At 67.3% G+C, this 17460-nt stretch carries 21 protein-coding genes; 11 read left to right on the top strand and 10 right to left on the bottom strand.

Annotation, left to right across the window (positions count from 1 at the left end):
• Nucleotides 1-9 precede the first annotated feature (9 nt).
• The 5 genes from QUV18_RS12970 to QUV18_RS12950 form a co-directional block, all read right to left on the bottom strand.
• A complete protein-coding gene (locus QUV18_RS12970; protein WP_300894441.1) occupies nucleotides 10-621 on the bottom strand; it encodes an N-acetylmuramoyl-L-alanine amidase in 612 nt (203 codons plus the stop codon).
• A 79-nt stretch (nucleotides 622-700) separates the two neighbouring features.
• A complete protein-coding gene (locus QUV18_RS12965; protein WP_300894355.1) occupies nucleotides 701-1450 on the bottom strand; it encodes a hypothetical protein in 750 nt (249 codons plus the stop codon).
• A gap of 35 nt (nucleotides 1451-1485) precedes the next feature.
• Complete coding sequence (gatA, locus tag QUV18_RS12960) at nucleotides 1486-2973, bottom strand: Asp-tRNA(Asn)/Glu-tRNA(Gln) amidotransferase subunit GatA (RefSeq protein ID WP_300894354.1); 1488 nt, start codon at nucleotides 2971-2973, stop codon at nucleotides 1486-1488.
• Nucleotides 2974-2975: 2 nt separating this feature from the next.
• Nucleotides 2976-3263 carry an Asp-tRNA(Asn)/Glu-tRNA(Gln) amidotransferase subunit GatC gene (gene gatC, locus QUV18_RS12955; protein WP_300894353.1) on the bottom strand — a complete coding sequence of 96 codons (288 nt, stop codon included), beginning with the start codon at nucleotides 3261-3263 and terminating at the stop codon, nucleotides 2976-2978.
• A 39-nt stretch (nucleotides 3264-3302) separates the two neighbouring features.
• The gene (locus QUV18_RS12950) at nucleotides 3303-3965 is read right to left on the bottom strand and encodes a ceramidase domain-containing protein (RefSeq protein WP_300894352.1); all 663 of its coding nucleotides are present in this window, start codon (nucleotides 3963-3965) and stop codon (nucleotides 3303-3305) included.
• A gap of 58 nt (nucleotides 3966-4023) precedes the next feature.
• On the opposite strand from QUV18_RS12950, the gene QUV18_RS12945 reads away from it, so the two are divergent.
• Nucleotides 4024-4716: a metal-dependent hydrolase gene (locus QUV18_RS12945; protein WP_300894351.1), complete on the top strand. Its 693-nt coding sequence runs from the start codon at nucleotides 4024-4026 to the stop codon at nucleotides 4714-4716.
• A 71-nt stretch (nucleotides 4717-4787) separates the two neighbouring features.
• On the opposite strand, the gene QUV18_RS12940 is transcribed toward QUV18_RS12945, so the two are convergent.
• The gene (locus QUV18_RS12940; protein ID WP_300894350.1) at nucleotides 4788-5237 is read right to left on the bottom strand and encodes a nucleoside deaminase; all 450 of its coding nucleotides are present in this window, start codon (nucleotides 5235-5237) and stop codon (nucleotides 4788-4790) included.
• A 63-nt stretch (nucleotides 5238-5300) separates the two neighbouring features.
• Here QUV18_RS12940 and QUV18_RS12935 point away from each other — a divergent pair, with 63 nt between their 5' ends.
• The gene (locus QUV18_RS12935; protein ID WP_300894349.1) at nucleotides 5301-6107 is read left to right on the top strand and encodes a pseudouridine synthase; all 807 of its coding nucleotides are present in this window, start codon (nucleotides 5301-5303) and stop codon (nucleotides 6105-6107) included.
• Nucleotide 6108: 1 nt separating this feature from the next.
• Here the strand turns inward: QUV18_RS12935 and QUV18_RS12930 are convergent, their stop codons facing one another.
• Nucleotides 6109-7131 (bottom strand): GlxA family transcriptional regulator, encoded by a 1023-nt coding sequence (locus QUV18_RS12930; RefSeq protein WP_300894348.1) that lies wholly within the window; start codon nucleotides 7129-7131, stop codon nucleotides 6109-6111.
• A gap of 103 nt (nucleotides 7132-7234) precedes the next feature.
• Between QUV18_RS12930 and QUV18_RS12925 the strand changes: the two genes are divergently transcribed.
• Genes QUV18_RS12925 through QUV18_RS12915 form a run of 3 tightly spaced genes read left to right on the top strand, consistent with a single transcriptional unit; the run spans nucleotide 7235 to nucleotide 8598 of the window.
• Entirely contained in the window at nucleotides 7235-7591 is a 357-nt protein-coding gene (locus QUV18_RS12925; protein WP_300894347.1) for a cupin domain-containing protein, read from the top strand.
• 13 nt (nucleotides 7592-7604) lie between these two features.
• Complete coding sequence (dtd, locus tag QUV18_RS12920) at nucleotides 7605-8042, top strand: D-aminoacyl-tRNA deacylase (RefSeq protein ID WP_300894346.1); 438 nt, start codon at nucleotides 7605-7607, stop codon at nucleotides 8040-8042.
• A gap of 55 nt (nucleotides 8043-8097) precedes the next feature.
• Nucleotides 8098-8598 (top strand): DUF2244 domain-containing protein, encoded by a 501-nt coding sequence (locus QUV18_RS12915; protein ID WP_300894345.1) that lies wholly within the window; start codon nucleotides 8098-8100, stop codon nucleotides 8596-8598.
• Nucleotides 8599-8823: 225 nt separating this feature from the next.
• Here the strand turns inward: QUV18_RS12915 and QUV18_RS12910 are convergent, their stop codons facing one another.
• A complete protein-coding gene (locus QUV18_RS12910; protein ID WP_300894344.1) occupies nucleotides 8824-9282 on the bottom strand; it encodes a GatB/YqeY domain-containing protein in 459 nt (152 codons plus the stop codon).
• A 197-nt stretch (nucleotides 9283-9479) separates the two neighbouring features.
• Between QUV18_RS12910 and carA the strand changes: the two genes are divergently transcribed.
• Both carA and QUV18_RS12900 read left to right on the top strand, forming a co-directional pair.
• Nucleotides 9480-10628 (top strand): glutamine-hydrolyzing carbamoyl-phosphate synthase small subunit, encoded by a 1149-nt coding sequence (gene carA / locus QUV18_RS12905; protein WP_300894343.1) that lies wholly within the window; start codon nucleotides 9480-9482, stop codon nucleotides 10626-10628.
• 171 nt (nucleotides 10629-10799) lie between these two features.
• Nucleotides 10800-12641, top strand: coding sequence for a glycosyltransferase (locus tag QUV18_RS12900; protein ID WP_366914652.1), 1842 nt, complete (start codon nucleotides 10800-10802; stop codon nucleotides 12639-12641).
• On the opposite strand, the gene QUV18_RS12895 is transcribed toward QUV18_RS12900, so the two are convergent.
• Nucleotides 12615-13259: a GntR family transcriptional regulator gene (locus QUV18_RS12895; RefSeq protein ID WP_300894440.1), complete on the bottom strand. Its 645-nt coding sequence runs from the start codon at nucleotides 13257-13259 to the stop codon at nucleotides 12615-12617. The genes QUV18_RS12900 and QUV18_RS12895 overlap by 27 nt on opposite strands.
• A gap of 120 nt (nucleotides 13260-13379) precedes the next feature.
• Between QUV18_RS12895 and QUV18_RS12890 the strand changes: the two genes are divergently transcribed.
• The 4 genes from QUV18_RS12890 to QUV18_RS12875 all read left to right on the top strand — a co-directional run bounded on the left by QUV18_RS12890 (nucleotide 13380) and on the right by QUV18_RS12875 (nucleotide 16234).
• On the top strand, nucleotides 13380-14024 hold the full coding sequence (locus QUV18_RS12890; RefSeq protein WP_300894341.1) for a pyrimidine 5'-nucleotidase: 645 nt from the start codon (nucleotides 13380-13382) through the stop codon (nucleotides 14022-14024).
• An 86-nt stretch (nucleotides 14025-14110) separates the two neighbouring features.
• Nucleotides 14111-14326, top strand: coding sequence for a hypothetical protein (locus tag QUV18_RS12885; protein ID WP_300894340.1), 216 nt, complete (start codon nucleotides 14111-14113; stop codon nucleotides 14324-14326).
• Nucleotides 14327-14354: 28 nt separating this feature from the next.
• The gene (locus tag QUV18_RS12880) at nucleotides 14355-15548 is read left to right on the top strand and encodes a UbiH/UbiF family hydroxylase (protein WP_300894339.1); all 1194 of its coding nucleotides are present in this window, start codon (nucleotides 14355-14357) and stop codon (nucleotides 15546-15548) included.
• A 47-nt stretch (nucleotides 15549-15595) separates the two neighbouring features.
• Nucleotides 15596-16234, top strand: coding sequence for a M50 family metallopeptidase (locus QUV18_RS12875; protein ID WP_366914656.1), 639 nt, complete (start codon nucleotides 15596-15598; stop codon nucleotides 16232-16234).
• Between the two features lie 4 nt (nucleotides 16235-16238).
• Here QUV18_RS12875 and QUV18_RS12870 read toward each other — a convergent pair whose 3' ends face one another.
• Nucleotides 16239-17366, bottom strand: a complete 1128-nt coding sequence (locus QUV18_RS12870; protein WP_300894337.1) for an aminotransferase class V-fold PLP-dependent enzyme — start codon at nucleotides 17364-17366, stop codon at nucleotides 16239-16241.
• Nucleotides 17367-17460 lie beyond the last annotated feature (94 nt).

Below are 17460 nucleotides of genomic sequence, written 5' to 3'. Positions count from 1 at the left end.
CTGTGGCAGTTAGGCGTTCGGCGCGTCCCGGTCAACGGGAAAGCGGCGGGCCAGGTCCGCGGCCAGCGCGGCATCGGTTTCATCGGCGGGCCCGCTGGCCCAGGGCCGGAAGCGCAGGCGGAAGGCGTGAAGGACCTCCTCCGGCGTGGCCTCGGGCGGATAGCCGAAGCGGCGGGCGGCGTCGAGGAATTCGCCGCCGTCCGCAGGCTCCGGCCACACCGACAGCCCAGACAGCGCCAGCCGCCGCCAGTCGAACCGGGGGCCGGGGTCGAACTTGCGGTCGGGGGCCATGTCGGAATGGGCGATCACCCGGTGCGCCTCGATCGACCAGCGGGCCATGATCCCCGTCATCAACTGCTCGAGCATGGCCATCTGCGGCTCGGGGAAGGGGGCGTTGCCGGTATTGACCAGCTCGATCCCGATGGAGCGGGAATTGACATCCGTGACCCCTGCCCAGTGGCCCGCGCCCGCGTGCCACGCCCGCTGCGCCTCGGGCACCAGCTGCCAGAGCGCGCCGGTCTCGGAAACAAGGTAATGCGCCGACACCTCGGCGTCCGGGTCGCAGAGGCGCTCCTGCGCCGCGGCACGGCTTTCCATGCCGGTGTAATGCAGCACGATCATGTCCGGCCGCGCGCCGCCCCGCCGCGCGCCGCAATTGGGCGAGGGGTGGGCCGTGGCCGACGGGTGGTCGGGCGTCACGTCAGCCGTTGACCGCGATGCGGAAGGGGGCCGGGTTCCACGCGCAGGCATATCCGTCGCCATCGGGGTCGAGGCCCATCTTGTCGCGGTTCGGGCCGCCATTGGCGAGAAAGTCGATCTGCGCACGGTCGGGCGAGGAATACTTGGCGCAGTTGCGCTCGAACCGGCTCTGCTTGTTGAGGCCGATCCGGTTGTAGACCTTGGTGCCGACCGGGTGCTTGGTGGCCAGCGCGTATTCCACGATGTTCGGCCCGGTATTGCCCGAGCGCGAGGGCAGGGCGGTGGGCTGCACCACCTGGTACTGTTCGCGGTTGCGGGCGATCAGCGCGGCATCGCTCTCGATCGAGCGGGCATCGCCCACGGCGTTGAAATCGTTCTCGGTCGAGATGCCGGAGGCGGATTCGACCGTTTCCGGGGGCGGGTTGCCGGGGCTGGCGCGCAACGGTTGCTGGGCGGAGTCGGCGCGCGTCGCGGCCAGCGCGGCCTGCGTTTCCCGCGCCAGCGTCGCACTGTCGGTGTCGTCGGAGGAGGCCGAGGCGATGCTGGCGGACCCGGCGGTGCCGCTGGTTTCGTCCGACATGGCCCCGGCGGGCGGGACGGCGCTGGCGCCGGTCAGCACGACCTCGCGCGCCTGCCGCTTGGCCTCGTACTCGCTGTAATCGTCGAAGCCGACGCCCGCCGCGCTGTCGGGAATGCCGGGCGAACAGGCCGAGACGGCCGCCAGGGCCGCAACGAGGATTGTGAAACGCATCTGCTTATGTCCTGCCATCTATCGTTTTGGACAGTTTACCACCATTTGGCCGGTTTTGCCACATATCCCGCCGCCTGCTCGAGCGCGTAGGCCGTGTTGAGGAGATCGCCCTCTTCCCACGGCCGCCCGATCAGTTGCAGGCCCAGCGGCAGCCCCTGCCGGTCAAGCCCCGCAGGCACGGCGATGCCGGGCAGCCCGGCGAGGTTCACGGTGACGGTGAAGACGTCGTTGAGATACATCTGCACCGGATCGGCCTCGGCCATCTCGCCCAGCCCGAAGGCGGCAGACGGGGTCGCCGGCGTCAGGATCGCGTCGATGCCGTCGGCAAACACATCCTCGAAATCCTTCTTGATCAGCGTCCGCACCTTGCGGGCCTTGTTGTAATAGGCGTCGTAGAACCCCGCCGACAGCACGTAGGTGCCCACCATCACCCGGCGCTGCACCTCGTGGCCGAAGCCTTCGGCGCGGGTCTTCTCGTACATCTCGGTGATGCCGTCGCCCTGTTCCAGCTTCGCCCGGTGGCCATAACGCACCCCGTCATAGCGGGCGAGGTTCGACGACGCCTCGGCCGGCGCGATCACGTAATAGGCGGGCAGGGCGTATTTCGTATGCGGCAGGGAAATATCGCGGATCTCGGCGCCCGCATCCTTCAGCATCGCGGTGCCGTCGGCCCAGAGTTTCTCGATCTCCTCGGGCATCCCGTCCATCCGGTATTCCTTGGGAATTCCGATGACCTTGCCCTTGATGTCGCCCGTCAGCATCGCCTCGAAATCCGGCACGGCCAGGTCGGCCGAGGTCGAATCCTTCGGGTCATGCCCGCACATCGCCTCCAGCATGATCGCGGCATCCCGCACCGACTTGGTCATCGGCCCGGCCTGGTCGAGCGAGGAGGCAAACGCCACGATCCCCCAGCGCGAGCACCGCCCATAGGTGGGCTTGATGCCGGTGATGCCGGTAAAGGCCGCGGGCTGGCGGATCGACCCGCCGGTATCGGTGCCCGTTGCGGCCAAACACAGGTCGGCGGAGACGGCTGAAGCCGAGCCCCCCGAAGACCCGCCGGGCGTCAGCGCCGTCTCGTCATTGCCGCGCCGCCACGGGTTCACCGCGTTGCCATAGACGGATGTCTCGTTCGACGAGCCCATGGCGAACTCGTCCATGTTGAGCTTGCCCAGCATCACCGCGCCCGCATCGAACAGGTTCTGCGTGACCGTCGATTCGTATTCCGGCTTGAACCCTTTCAGGATCCCGCTCGCCGCCTGGCTCGGCACGCCCTTGGTGCAGAACAGATCCTTGATCCCCAACGGAATCCCGCACATCGGCGCATCGTCGCCCTTCTGCAGCCGCGCATCGGCGAACTTCGCCTGCTCCCGCGCGATCTCGGGCGTGTTGTGCACGAAGGCATTGAGCGCGCCCGCGCCCTCGATGGCGGTCAGGCACGCCTCCGTCAGTTCGCTCGACGTCACTTCGCCCGCGCGCAGCTTGTCGCGCGCCTCGGCGATGGTGAGGGTATTCAGGTCGGTCATGCTTACTCCACCACCTTGGGAACCGCGAAAAAGCCTTCGCGCGCGTCCGGCGCGTTCGACAGCACCTTCTTCTGCTGGTGCCCGTCGGTCACCTTGTCCTCGCGCCGCTTCAGGCGCATGGGCGTCACGCTGGTCATCGGCTCGACGCCCTCGACATCCACCTCGCCCAGCTGTTCGATGAAGCCGAGGATGGTGTTGAATTCATTCGCCAGCGCCGGCAGGTCGTCCTCGTCCACGCGGATGCGGGCGAGCTTGGCCACGCGGGCGGCGGTTTCCAGATCGATCGACATTTCGGGCCTCTTCGCGGTGCTCGGGTCTGACGCCAGCGTTTACCCCCCGTGCGGGCGGCGCGCAAGCATGTGACGGCGGTAGACCTCGATCATCCAGCCCAGCAGCAGGCCATTGAGCAGATGCCATGCGAAATGGGTGCCGATGGGCCAGCTTTCGCAGAGCGGCATGTCGAGGCTGCGCAGGGTGATCGAGACGAAAAGCAGCCCCGCTCCGAGAGCGAGGCCGCGCGCGGTCTCGGACGCGCGGCGGGCGAGAACCACCGCGTATCCGGCGATCAGCACGACGACGGGCAAATACCCGGCCGAGGCCGACAGCACCGGCACCTGCGCGAAGAGCGGCACAAGGACCGCGGCAAAGGGAAAGAACAGCCCGACAGACACCAGCGACCAGGGCTTCGACAGCCGCAGGTAATCGCGGCTCGAGGCATAGAGATACACCAGGATGAAGGCCAGGATCGGCGTGGTATCGGCGAGCGCCGCCCAACGCTCGGCATGGGTGTGGAACAGGAAGCTGCCGATCCCGATCACCGCCAGCAGCACCACCATCGCTTTGGCCAGCGGCAGGTGCGCGCCGCGCAGCCGCCAAGCCATCACTGTTGCCGCGACGAGGAAAGCGAGGTTCGTGACCGCGTTCACCGGCTCGGCCCAGTAGGCGGGCCCGAGCCGTTCGCAATATCCGTCGATTGACGCAAACCAGTCCATCGGGGTTTCCTCGCGCGCAGGAGCCACTACGTTACCTGCCAAAGATAGGGAGAACATCATGCAAATCACATTCCTCGGACACGCGTCTTTCAAGATCGCCATCGGCGGGCAGGTCCTGCTGATCGACCCGTGGCTGACCGGCAACCCGATGCTGACCGAGGATCAGCACGACGCGGCGGTCGAGGGCGCGACGCATATCCTGCTGACCCATGCGCATTTCGACCACGTGGCCGACACGGTCGGCCTGTCCCGCAAGCTCGATATCCCGGTGGTCGGGCAGTACGACCTGATGGGCTATTGGGAGGACAAGGAGAAGATCGCCACCGTCGGCTTCAACAAGGGCGGCACGGTCGACCTTGGCGGGGTGAAGGTCACGATGGTCCACGCCGTCCATTCCTCGAGCTTCGGCACGGATGACGGGCCCAACGTGCCCGGCACGGAATGCGGCTTCGTGATCGAGGGCGACGGCCACACGATCTATGTCTCGGGCGACACCGACGTGATCGCCGACATGAAAATCTTCAACGACCTGCACAAGCCCGATATCGGCATCCTTTGCGCGGGCGGGCATTTCACCATGGACATGAAGCGCGCGGCCTACGCGGCCAAGACCTTCTTCGACTTCAAGACGGTCATCCCCTGCCACTACAAGACCTTCCCCTTCCTCGAGCAATCGGCCGAGGCGCTGACCAAGGCGTTGCCGGGCGTGAAGGTGATCGAACCCGAGGTGATGAAGCCGTTCGACCTCTGAGTTGCACGGAACAGGAAGAAGGGGCGGCACCCGCCCTTTCATCTTTCCGAAAATACTCGAATACGAAGGGCTCAGCGCCGCGCGGCGAAGAAGGCTCTGAGCAACGCCTCGGCCTCTTCCGCGGCGATCCCGTCATAGACCTCCGGCACGTGGTGGCACTGCGGATGGGTGAAAATGCGCGGCCCCTGCGCGACGCCGCCCGATTTCGGGTCGGCCGCGCCGTAGTAGAGCCGGGCGATGCGGGCGAAGGAGATCGCCGCCGCGCACATCGGGCAGGGTTCCAGCGTGACATAGAGGCTGTAGCCGGGCAGGCGCTCGCTTTCTGCCAGTTGGCAGGCGGCGCGCAGCACCAGTATCTCGGCATGGGCCGTCGGGTCGTTCCTCTCGCGCGTCCGGTTGCCCGCCTGCGCCACAACGGCACCAGTCGCATCGACGAGCACCGCGCCCACCGGCACCTCGCCCCGGTCGCCCGCCGCGCGCGCCTCGGCCAGCGCGGTCTCCATATGGCTCTTGAACGTCATCCCCCTTCCATGCCCCGCGCATGACGCTTTCGCAAGCGCGGCTTTTGCGCTAAGCGGCCTTCCATGAACAGCAAGACCCCAGATGGCGAGCGCATCGCCAAGGTGATCGCCCGGGCGGGCGTGGCCAGCCGGCGCGAGGCCGAGCGGATGATCGAGGCCGGCCGCGTGACGGTGAACGGCAAGGTGATCGACCGCGCCGCCCTGAACGTGACCGACAAGGACAAGGTGACGGTCGACGGCAAGCCCCTCGACGCGCCCGAGCCGCCGCGGCTGTGGCTCTACCACAAGCCCACCGGCCTCGTGACCACCACGAAGGACGAGCAGGGCCGCGCCACCATCTTCGACGACCTGCCCGAGGACATGCCGCGCGTCCTCAGCGTCGGCCGGCTCGACATCAACTCCGAAGGCTTGCTGCTGCTGACCAATGATGGGGGGGTGAAGCGCAAGCTGGAACTGCCCTCGACCGGCTGGATGCGCCGCTACCGCGTGCGGGTGAAGGGCCGGCCCAGGGACGAGACCTTCGAGCCGCTCCGCAAGGGGCTGGAGCTTGACGGCGAGCGGTTCCAGCCGATGACCGTGACCCTCGACCGCCAGCAGGGCGCCAACGCATGGGCCACGGTGTCGATCCGCGAGGGCAAGAACCGCGAGATCCGCCGCGCGATGGAGGCCGTGGGCCTTTCCGTCAACCGCCTCATCCGCGTCTCCTACGGCCCGTTCCAGCTTGGCCAGCTCAAGCCCGGCGCGGTGGAAGAGGTGCGCCCCCGCGTGATGCGCGAGCAGTTGGGGCTGAAGGACGACAGGCCCGGCAAGAGTGGCAAGCCCGACGCCAAACCCGTTCCCCAGCGCACCCGCCGCCCGAAACGCCGGTAACTCAGCCCCCCGCCACCGGCTGCGTCCACCCCTTGCGATAGGCGCTCGGGCTCTTGCCGTACCGCTTCCGGAACCGCTGCGACAGCTGCGACGAACTGGTGAACCCCGTTGCCGCTGCCACGTCGGCCACCGTCATGTTCGTCTCGTTCAACAGCGCATGCGCCCGCGTCACCCGCAGATCGAGGTAGAACTGCGCCGGGCTCGCCCGGATATACCGCTGGAACAGCCGCTCCAGCTGCCGCTTCGACAGCCCGATATGGTCCGCCACGTCCGCCATCTCCACCGGGTCCTCGAGATGCGCCCGCATGAACTCCACCGCCGCGATCAGCCGCGGGTTCCGGCTCCCGATGGCCGAGGCATAGGCCGTCCGCTGCGGCACCGCGCGGTTCTCCGACCGGCTGTGCAGGCACATGTCGGCCACGATCGTCGCCAGCTCGCCGCCGAAATCCGCCTCGATGATCGCCAGCATCATGTCCGTCGCCGCACTACCCCCGCCGCAGGTCAGCAGGCCGTCGTCGTTCTCGTAGAGGTTCTCGGTCGGCTCCAGGTCCAGGAAGGTCTCGACGAAGGCCGGCTGGTTCTCCCAGTGCAGGGTGAACCGCCGCCCCTCCAGCAGCCCCGCCCGCGCCAGCGCGAACGCCCCGGTGCAGATACCGCCCACCCGCGCGCCGAAGGCCCTCTGCCGGCTGACCCAGCCCACCGCCCGGCGCGACGTGCTCTCGTTGGGCTCGATCCCGCCGCAGACGAAAGCCGCCCCGCCGCGCGGCACGTCGCGCAGGGGGGTGTCGGGCGTGATGGTGACCCCACAGGAGCAGGTGACCGTGGCATCGTCCTCGGTCATCACGTACCAGCGGTACAGCTCCTTGCCGGTCACCTGGTTGGCCACGCGCAACGGCTCCAGCGCCGAGGTGAAGGCCAGTAGCGTCAGCTTCGGCAACAGCAGGAAATGGTAATCCCGCGGCGGCCCGTCATAGGCGATCTTGAGGCTGGCGGCGCCCCGGGGCACGAAAGAGCGGTCTTGCATGGGCATGGCTTAGCACCGTGGCGCGCGTATGTGCAAAATTCCTTGCGCCGGCGGGGCGGCTTGGGCATGGCTGGGCGAAACAGGCTGTTGGCGGAGGGCACGTATGGGCACGATCAACCTGGCGGAAAAACTGGCGCGGTTTACCACTCACTGGGATCCGCATGTCGTGGCCGATTACAACGACAACGACGTCATGGTGGTGAAATTCCAGGGGGAGTTTCCCTTTCACAAGCACGACACGACCGATGATTTCTTCCTCGTGCTCGAGGGCGAGATGGTGATGGAGTTCGAGGACCGCCCGAACCAGACCCTCCGCGCCGGGGAAATGATCGTGGTGCCGCAGGGCGTGGTCCACCGCCCGCGCGCCGAGCAGGAGGTCAGCGTGCTGCTGATCGAGCCGAAGGGCGAGCCCAACTCCGGCGATGCCGACCGCGAGCCGGCGCCGAAGCCGCGGATCTGAAAAGGGGCCGGACATGCGCGCATTGCTGCAACGGGTGGCCCATGCCTCGGTCACGGTCGAGGGCGAGGTGATCGGTCAGACCGGTCCGGGCCTGCTGATCCTCGTCTGCGCCATGCAGGGCGACGCCGAGGCGCAGGCCGACCAGCTGGCCGCCAAGGTCGCGAAACTCCGCATCTTTCCCGACGCGGCCGGCAAGATGAACCTCTCGGTGCGCGACATGGGCGGCGCCGCGCTGGTCGTCAGCCAGTTCACGCTGGCCGCCGACACCAGCCGCGGCAATCGCCCCGGCTTTTCCACCGCCGCGCCGCCGGAGGAGGGGGAGCGCCTCTACGAATATTTCGCCGGGCAACTGGCCGCGCAGGGCGTGCCGGTCGAGACGGGCCGGTTCGGCGCCGACATGAAGGTCGAGCTGCTCAATGACGGGCCGGTGACGATCTGGATGGAAAGCTGAGACCCGCGCGCATCGGCGCGGTTTCCCTTTCCGTCGGCCACGCTAGGATAGGGTCATGCCTTACGAGTGGAGCGCAACGACAGATCCCGGCGGCACCGTGCGCCGCCTGCGTCTCTGGCCGCACCGGTCATTGCCGCGGCGGGGATTCGCGGCCTTCATCCTCGCGACCTTCACGCTGATCACCATCCCGCTTTATCCGCTTCTGGGCACGATCGTGCTGTGGGGGCTTCTGCCCTTCCTGTTGCTGGCGGTGGCGGGGCTCTGGTGGGGGCTGGAACGGTCCTATCGCGATGCCCGGCTGAACGAGGACCTTTCCATCGATTCCGAGGAGGTTCGCCTGACCCGCACCGACCCGCGCGGCGCAACGCAGGAATGGGCCTGCCAGAGCTACTGGGCCAGGGCCGCCATGCACGAGAAGGGCGGGCCGGTGCCGTATTACGTGACGCTGAGCGGCAAGGGCCGCGAGGTCGAGATCGGGGCCTTCCTGTCGGAGGACGAGCGCAAGGCGCTCTACGGCGAGCTGTCCGATGCGCTGCGGCAGGCGGTGAAATCGTAGGGTGGGTGCAACCCACCATTCACCCCCGCCCCGCCCCGCACCTGGGCCCGAGGCCACAACGCATCGAATTCTTGAAAAGAATTCGACCCGATATCTTTTCAAGATATCGCCCCGAACCGCCACGTCTCGGGAAAAAACACCGACGAAATACCGACGTTATACCGACGCGATACCGACGTCGCGATTGCGGCCGAGTTCGTTAACGCGGGCGAAGGCCGGTTCCCGTCAGGCCAGCCGTTCCTTAACCTTCGGACCCACCGTGCCGAAATCCATCTGGCCGGTGTATTTCTCTTTCAGCCGGCCCATGATCTTGCCCATGTCCCGGATCGAGGTGGCCCCGGTGTCCTTGATCGCCTTGTCGATGGCGGCATCCACCTCGGCCTCGTCGAGCGCACGGGGCAGGAACTCGGCGATGATCTCGATCTCGCGCTGCTCGCGCTCGGCCAGGTCGAGCCGGCCGCCCTCCTCGTAGGCGCGGACGCTTTCCTGGCGCTGCTTGGTCATCTTGCCGAGAATGGCCATGATGTCGGCATCGGTCAGGTCGGTGTCGCCATCGGCGCCGCGCCGGGCGATGTCCTGGTCCTTGATGGCCGCGTTGATCAGCCGCAGCGTCGCGAGGCGCGCGCTGTCCTTCTCTTTCATGGCCTGCTTCAGCGCAGTGTTGACCTGCTCTCTCAATCCCATCGACGTATTTTCCCCATGGCCGCTGGCAAGACCGTCAACCTATCGGAAAGCGCAAGGGGTGGCAACCGCGCCTGACGTCACGGCATACCGGGCGGGCCTGCAGATGGCAGCGGTGCAACAGCGCGGTTGTGCCCTTGACCCTCGGGGGCCGCGACCATAGTTTCCGGCCAATTTGCACCCCCGGAGATTCTTTCGCCATGGCCCACTCGCCCCAAAAGCGCCCGACCGCCTGCCTTGTCCTGGCCGACGGGTCCGTCTTCTATGGCAAGGGGTTCGGGGCGACCGGGCAGGTCACGGCAGAGCTTTGCTTCAACACCGCCATGACCGGCTACCAGGAGATCATGACCGACCCTTCCTATGCGGGGCAGGTCGTCACCTTCACCTTTCCCCATATCGGCAATGTCGGCGTGAACCCCGAGGATGACGAGACCGCCGACCCGGTGGCCGAGGGCATGGTGGTGAAATGGGACCCGACCGAGCCCAGTAACTGGCGCTCGGCCGAACGGCTGTCGGACTGGCTGGCGCGGCGCGGCCGCGTGGCGATCGGCGGCGTGGACACCCGCCGGCTGACCCGGGCGATCCGGCAGCAGGGCGCGCCGCACGTGGCGCTGGCCCATGACCCGGACGGGAATTTCGATGTTGGCGCGCTGATCAGCCACGCCCGCGGGTTTGCCGGGCTCGAGGGGATGGACCTCGCCAAGCGGGTGAGCTGTGCGCAATCCTACCGCTGGGACGAGATGCGCTGGGCCTGGCCCGATGGCTATAGCCGCCAGAAAGAGGCGCGGCACAAGGTCGTGGCGGTGGATTACGGCGCCAAGCGCAACATCCTGCGCTGTCTTGCCAGCGCCGGCTGCGAGGTGACGGTGATGCCCGCCACCTCCACCGCCGAGGACGTGCTGGCACAGAACCCCGACGGCGTGTTCCTGTCGAACGGCCCCGGCGACCCGGCGGCGACGGGGGAGTACGCCGTGCCGATGATCCAGGGCGTGATGGACAAGGGGCTGCCGATCTTCGGCATCTGCCTCGGCCACCAGATGCTGGGGCTGGCGCTGGGCGCGAAGACGGTCAAGATGAACCACGGCCACCACGGCGCCAACCACCCGGTGCAGGAGCTGGAGACCGGCAAGGTCGAGATCACCTCGATGAACCACGGCTTCGCGGTCGACAGCCAGACCCTGCCCAAGGGCGTGACGGAGACGCACGTGTCGCTCTTCGACGGCTCGAACTGCGGCATCCGGCTGGATGGCCGCCCGGTCTTCTCGGTCCAGCACCACCCCGAGGCCAGCCCCGGCCCGCAGGACAGCTTCTACCTGTTCGAGCGCTTCGCGGCGTCGATGGACCGTTAACCTTTTCGCCTATTGGGCGTTAACCCTTTGTTTACGCTTCCTTAACCATGTCCGGTCATCCTCGCGTCCGTTTGAGACCGCGAGGAGCGGCAAATGGGCATTTCGGAATTACGTCACCTTGGTCCGGTAAAACGCGCCGCCGGCACAGCTCCGTCGGCGCTGGAAAGGGATTTGCTGGCCAGGGGAACCGTCAGCCGTGACGACCTCGAGCGGGCGGGCTGGGTCGGGGCGCGGTCGGACGCCACGCTTGACCGGATCCTGAGCGCCGAGGGGCTGGCCAGCGAGGCCGAGTTGCTGGAGGCGAATGCGCGCGCGTTCAAGTCGCGCTGCCTGTCGAAGGGGGAGCTGGCGCAGCTAAAGCAGTTTCACGTCGATACGCCGGTCGAAACCCTGATCCGGCACGCGGTGCTGCCGGTGGTCGACCGCGACGGGAAGGCTGCCATCGTCTGCAGCGACCGGCGCAGCAGCGATGCGATCCGGCCGCACCTGCCGATGGCGCTCAAGCCGGCGCGGGTTCTGTTTTCCTCGCGGCCGGTGATCCAGGGCCGGCTGGCGGAGCTGCACCGCCCCGCGCTGACACAGGCGATGGTGACCCGCGTGCCGGAAGAGGAAAGCTGCCGCACATGGGGGCAGCGGCGGGAGGTCCGGCTGACGGCGGTGGCGCTGCTGTTGCTGGCTCTGGCGCTGGTGACGGTGCTTCAGCCGCGGCTCGTCTTCGGGGTGCTGGCGGGCTGGGCGGTGGTCACGCTGATCATTTCGGCCCTGTTCAAGATGGCGGCCTTCGTGACCGGCCTGGTGGTCGGACCGCCGGAGCCCCCGGCACCCCAGCCCCTGCGGAAGCTGCCGCTGCCGCGGGTGTCGGTGCTGGTGCCGCTTTTCCGGGAAACCGAGATCGTGCACGAGCTGGTGGCGCGGCTGACGCGGCTGACCTATCCGAAAAGCCTGCTGGACGTGATCCTCGTGCTGGAGGAGGAGGATGGCGAAACGCGCGAGGCCCTGGCGGGGATCGACCTGCCGCCGTGGATCCGGGCCGTGGTAGTGCCCGATGGCACGCCGCGAACGAAGCCGCGGGCGATGAATTACGCGCTCGATTTCTGCGATGGCGACATCATCGGCATCTACGACGCCGAGGATGCGCCGGCGCCGGATCAGATCATGCAGGTGGTGCGCAGGTTCGGCGCCTCACCGCCCGAGATGGCCTGCGTGCAGGGCTACCTCGACTATTACAACCCGCGCCAGAACTGGCTGGCGCGGTGTTTCACCATCGAATATGCCACGTGGTTCCGGATGATCCTGCCGGGCATGGCGCGGATGGGGCTGGCGATCCCGCTTGGGGGCACCACGGTGTTCTGCCGCCGCGAGGCGCTGGAACGGGTGGGGGCCTGGGATTCGCACAACGTGACCGAGGATGCCGACCTGGGCTTCCGGCTGGCGCGGCACGGCTACCGGACGGAGATGCTGGCGACCGTGACGGCGGAGGAGGCCAATTGCCTGCCATGGCCGTGGATCAAGCAGCGTTCGCGATGGCTGAAAGGGTACATGACCACCTACCTTGTCCATATGCGGCGGCCGCGCGAGTTGCTGCGGCAGTTGGGAACATGGCGTTTCCTGGGCTTCCAGGCGCATTTCGTGACGGCGCTGTCGCAGGTGTTCCTTGCCCCCTTCCTGTGGTCGTTCTGGCTGGTGCTGCTGGGCTTGCCGCACCCGCTCGACCCGGTGCTGCCGCATTGGGTGATGGTGGTGCTGGGGTCGCTCTTCCTGACGATCGAGGTGGTCAACCTGACGATTCATGCCACGGCGGTGGCGCGGGCGCGGCACAAGCACCTCATCCTGTGGACGCCGACCATGCATTTCTATGGTCCGCTGGGGGCGGTGGCGGCGTACAAGGCGCTCTATGAACTGGTGCTGAAACCGTTCTTCTGGGACAAGACGCAGCATGGGCTGTCGCAGGGGGCCGGCCACCTGCGGCGGGCGTTGCCGCGCGGGTCAGACGGTGCTTTCGACTTCCCCTGAATCGAGTTTCAGCCGGGTCACGAAGGCCTTGGAAATATGGGCGCGCAGGGCCTCTCCGGCGGTGTCGGCATCGCGCGACTCGATGGCCGAGACGATGGCGTCATGTTCGCGCAGGGCATCCTCGTCGCGGCCCCGTGCGGCCAGCGACGTGGTGGCCATCAGCGCCATCGAGCGGTGCACGAGATCGAGCTGCTGGACGAGGAAGCGGTTGTGCGAGGCAAGGTGGATCTGCTTGTGGAACCGCCGGTTGGCGCGGGCCAGCGCCTGAGGGTCGTCCAGAAGCTGGCGGTCGTCATCGACCATGTCGCGCAGAACGCGGACCTCTTCCTCGGTGGCGTGGCGGGCGGCGAGGCTGGCAGCGAGCCCCTCGAGTTCGGCCCGGACCACGTAAAGCTCGGCCAGCTGGTTGTGATCGAGCGAGGCCACGATCAGGCTGCGGCCGTCGCGAGCCAGTAGGGACTGGGTTTCAAGCCGCTGCAGCGCCTCGCGGATGGGTGTGCGGGAGACGCCGAAGCGCTCTGCCAGGTCGCTTTCTACAAGGCGGTCGCCGGGCTTGAAGATGCCCATGTCGATGGCTTCGAGGATGAGCGTGTAGGCGTCCTTGATCGGCGATTTCATCGGCTCCGGTGTCCCTGCGGTCATTGGCATTATCGTTATCCGCCGGACCTTACGCGCGGGGCAGCCGGGCAATCAAGCCTTGGCGTTGCAGCGGGCGGCGCGCGCGCCTATCCTGCCGCCATGCCGAAACAGTATTTTACCCATGTCGAAACCTGGGTTTTCGACCTCGACAACACGCTTTACCCGCCCCGCGCCCGGCTTTTCGACCAGATCGAGGTGCGGATGACGCAGTTCGTGATGGACGCGCTGAAGGTGGGCCGGGCCGAGGCGGACCGCCTGCGCAAGCAGTACTGGGCCGAGCATGGCACCACGCTGGCCGGGCTGATGCGGGTGCACGGGGTCGATCCGGGGCCGTACCTGACCCATGTGCATGACATCTCGCTCGATCATCTCGAGGCCGATGCCGACCTCAATTCCCATATCCGGAGCCTGCCGGGGCGCAAGATCGTCTATACCAACGGCACCGCGCCATATGCACAGAAAGTCGTGGAAAAGCGGGGGCTTGGCGGGGCGTTCGACGCGATCTACGGGGTCGAGCACGCGGGCTTTCACCCCAAGCCCGACCGGGCGGCGTTCGACGCGGTTTTCGCACTGGATGGCGTGCTGACCGAAAAGGCCGCGATGTTCGAGGACGACCCCCGCAACCTGGCCGAACCGCACGCCATGGGCATGCGCACCGTCCACGTGGCCGAGGCGCCGCACGTGGCCGACCATATCCACCACCACACCGACGACCTGACCGGCTTCCTCGCGCGGTTGATCTGAGGGCGGCCCTGCGTCGAAACGCGCATTTCGCGCGGGCGCAAAGAGCTTATCTGTGCCCCGGGACGAACGCGAACATGGAGAGTGATATGGCGTATCTCGAAACGGCGGAAGCAATGGACCTTCACGCGCAGGCACAGGAGAACGAAGGGCGGACCGTTGCCTTTATCCTGCTGGGCCTGCTGCTTGTGCTGGCGGCCTGGGCCGCGGCGGTGATAACGTGGGGCCTGCCGGGGCTTTACATTCCGGCGGTGGCCATGGTGCCTGTCTGCATGCTGACCATCGTGCGGATCACGCTGGGCTAGCAGGGCAGGGCGAAAGGACGCAAACGGCATGGACGCGGATATCCTGATCTCGGGCGGCGGCGTGGCCGGGCTTGCGGCGGCGGCGATCTTTGGCCGGGCCGGGTTCCGGGTGACCTGTGTCGACCCCGCCCCGCCGGTGACGGAGCGGGATGCGGAAGGGTCGGATTTGCGGACCACCGCATTCCTGCAGCCCGCGCAGGCGTTGCTTGAAGAGGCGGGGCTGTGGGAGCGGCTGGCGCCCCAGGCCGAGCCGTTGCAGGTGATGCGCATCGTCGATGCCGGGGGCGAGGTGGCGGAGCCGCGGATCATCAAGGAATTCGACGCCGGGGATATCTCGGAGAAGCCGTTCGGGTGGAACCTGCCCAACTGGCTGCTCAGGCGGGAGATGGTGGCGCACCTGGAGGGGCTGGACAGCGTGGATTTCCGGCCCGGAACCGGGGTGGCATCGCTGTTCACGCGGGAGGCCGAGGCGCGGGTGGGCCTGTCGGACGGGTCGCGGGTGCGCTGCCGGCTGGTGATTGCCGCGGACGGGCGGAACTCGCCGGTGCGGGCGGCGGCGGGGGTGCCGGTGAAGACCACGCGCTACGGCCAGAAGGCGCTGGCCTTTGCCGTGACGCATCCCATTCCGCATGAGCATGTGTCGACCGAGATTCACCGCTCGGGCGGGCCGTTCACGCTGGTGCCCTTGCCGGACTATGACGGGCGGCCTTCGTCGGCCATCGTGTGGATGGAGGAGGGGCCCGCGGCGGTGCGGCTGAAAGACCTGCCGGAGGCGGAGTTCGAGGCGGCGATGAACGAGCGGTCCTGCTTGATGTTCGGGCCGCTGAAACTGGCCTCGCGGCGGACGATCTGGCCGATCATCAGCCAGGTGGCGGAACGGATGGCGGCCGAGCGGGTGGCGCTGGTGGCGGAGGCCGCGCATGTGGTGCCGCCGATCGGGGCGCAGGGTTTGAACATGAGCCTGGGCGACATGCGGGTGCTGCTGGAGCTGGCGCAGGCGGCGCCGGAGCGGCTGGGCGACCGGGCGATGCTGGACGAGTATCACCGGCGGCGGCATCCGGAGGTGCGATTGCGTGTGACGGGGATCGACATGCTGAACCGGGCCTCGATGGTGCATTCCCAGCCCTTGCGGGATGCGCGGGCGATGGGGCTCAACGCGATCTATTCGCTGGCGCCGGTGCGCAAGACGCTGATGCAGCTCGGGCTTGGGGCGCGGGGCTGAGCCTGCGGGGCGGCATAGGGCTGCTGAAGGGGCATTGGCAGTTGCTGGTGCTGGTGGTGCTGATCGCCATTCTGTGGCGGACGCCGGTGGTTATTCCTTTGAAAATCCTCGTTGTTTTCCTGCACGAGCTGTCGCACGCGGTGGCGACGGTGCTGACCGGCGGGTCGGTGGTGGGCATGACGCTGGACCCGATGCAGGGTGGCTCGGTCACCTCGCGCGGGGGGTGGCGGTTCGTGATCCTGAGCGCGGGGTACCTCGGGTCTTTGCTGATCGGGGTGGCGCTGTTCCTTGCGGCGGTGAAAACGCGGTGGGACAGGGTGATCCTCGGCGGGCTTGGCGTGGTGCTGCTGGCGGTGACGCTGCTGTATTTGCGGAGCCTTTTTGCCATCGGGTTCGGGGTGGTGACGGGCGTGCTGATGATCGGGGCGGCGAAGTACCTCCGGCGGGACGTGAACGACCTTGTTTTGCGGGTAATCGGCCTTGCCAGCATGATCTACGTGCCGCTCGATATCTTCAGCGATACCATCGCGCGGGCGCATCTGAGGTCGGATGCGCGGATGATGGCGGAGGAGTTTGCCGGCCCCACCCTGTTCTGGGGCGGGGCGTGGCTTTTGGTGAGCCTCTGGGTGATCTGGCTGTGCCTGCGCCGGGGGCTGGGGCGGAGCAGCAATATCGCGTGGCGGTGAGGGGTCAGAGCACCTTGTCGATTACGGCCTGAAGGCGGGCTTTGGCGGCGTCGGTATCGTAGAGCTTGTCGAGGCCGAAGAGGCCGAGGCGGAAGGTCATGAAGCCCTCGGGTTCGTCGCAGGCCAGCGGCACGCCGGCGGCGATCTGCATGCCCTGGGCTGCGAATTTCTTGCCGTTCTGGATGTCGGGATCCGTCGTGTAGCTGACCACCACGCCCGGTGCGCCGTAGCCCTCGGCGGCGACGGAGGTGACGCCCTTTTCGGCCAGCATGGCGCGGACGCCGTTGCCGAGATCCCATTGCGCCTGCCGGAGTTTCTCGAAGCCATACTCCTTCGTCTCGAGCATGGTGTCACGGAAGGCGCGCAGGGCGTCGGTGGGCATGGTGGCGTGGTAGGCATGGCCGCCATTTTCATAGGCCTGCATGATCTGGTGCCACTTCTTCAGGTCGATGGCAAAGCTGTTGGAGGTGGTTTTCTCCAGCCGTTCCAGGGCCTTGTCGGAGAGCATCACCAGCCCGGCGGAGGGGGAGGCGGACCAGCCCTTTTGCGGGGCGGAGATGAGGACGTCGACGCCGGTTTTCTCCATGTCGACCCAGGCGCAGCCGGAGGCGATGCAGTCGAGCACCATCAGCGCGCCCACGTCATGGGCGGCCTCGGCCAGCTGGGTGATGTAGTCGTCGGGCAGGATGATGCCGGCGGAGGTTTCGACATGGGGGGCGAAGACGGCGTCGGGTTTCGCTTCGCGGATCTTGGCGGTGACCTCCTCGATCGGCGCCGGGGCGAAGGGGGATTGGGCGCCGTTGCCGGTCTGGCGGGCCATGCAAACGGTTGTTTCCGCGGTGAATTTGCCCATGTCGAAGATCTGCGACCAGCGGTAGGAGAACCAGCCGTTGCGCACGATGAGCGCGTGGGCGTCTGCGCCGAACTGGCGGGCGACGGCCTCCATCGCGTAGGTGCCGCCGCCGGGGATGATGGCGGTGGAGCGGGCGTTGTAGACCTCTTTCAGCATGCCGGAGATGTCGCGCATGACCTGCTGGAAGGACTGGCTCATGTGGTTGAGCGAGCGGTCGGTGAAGACGACGGAATATTCGAGCAGGCCGTCGGGGTCTACAGTGTCGAGAAGGGCGGTCATGGTCAGGCTCCTGTCGGGCAAGAGGGGTTTGGCGGTGGATGTACCAGAGGGCGCGCGGAACCACATCCCCAAAAGGCGGCAGGGCGGGCGTGGT

The organism is Roseovarius sp., from assembly GCF_030373445.1.
Classification (GTDB): Bacteria; Pseudomonadota; Alphaproteobacteria; order Rhodobacterales; family Rhodobacteraceae; genus Roseovarius.
Note: the sequence above shows the minus strand (reverse complement) of the source record. Positions and strands in the feature narration are given on the sequence as shown.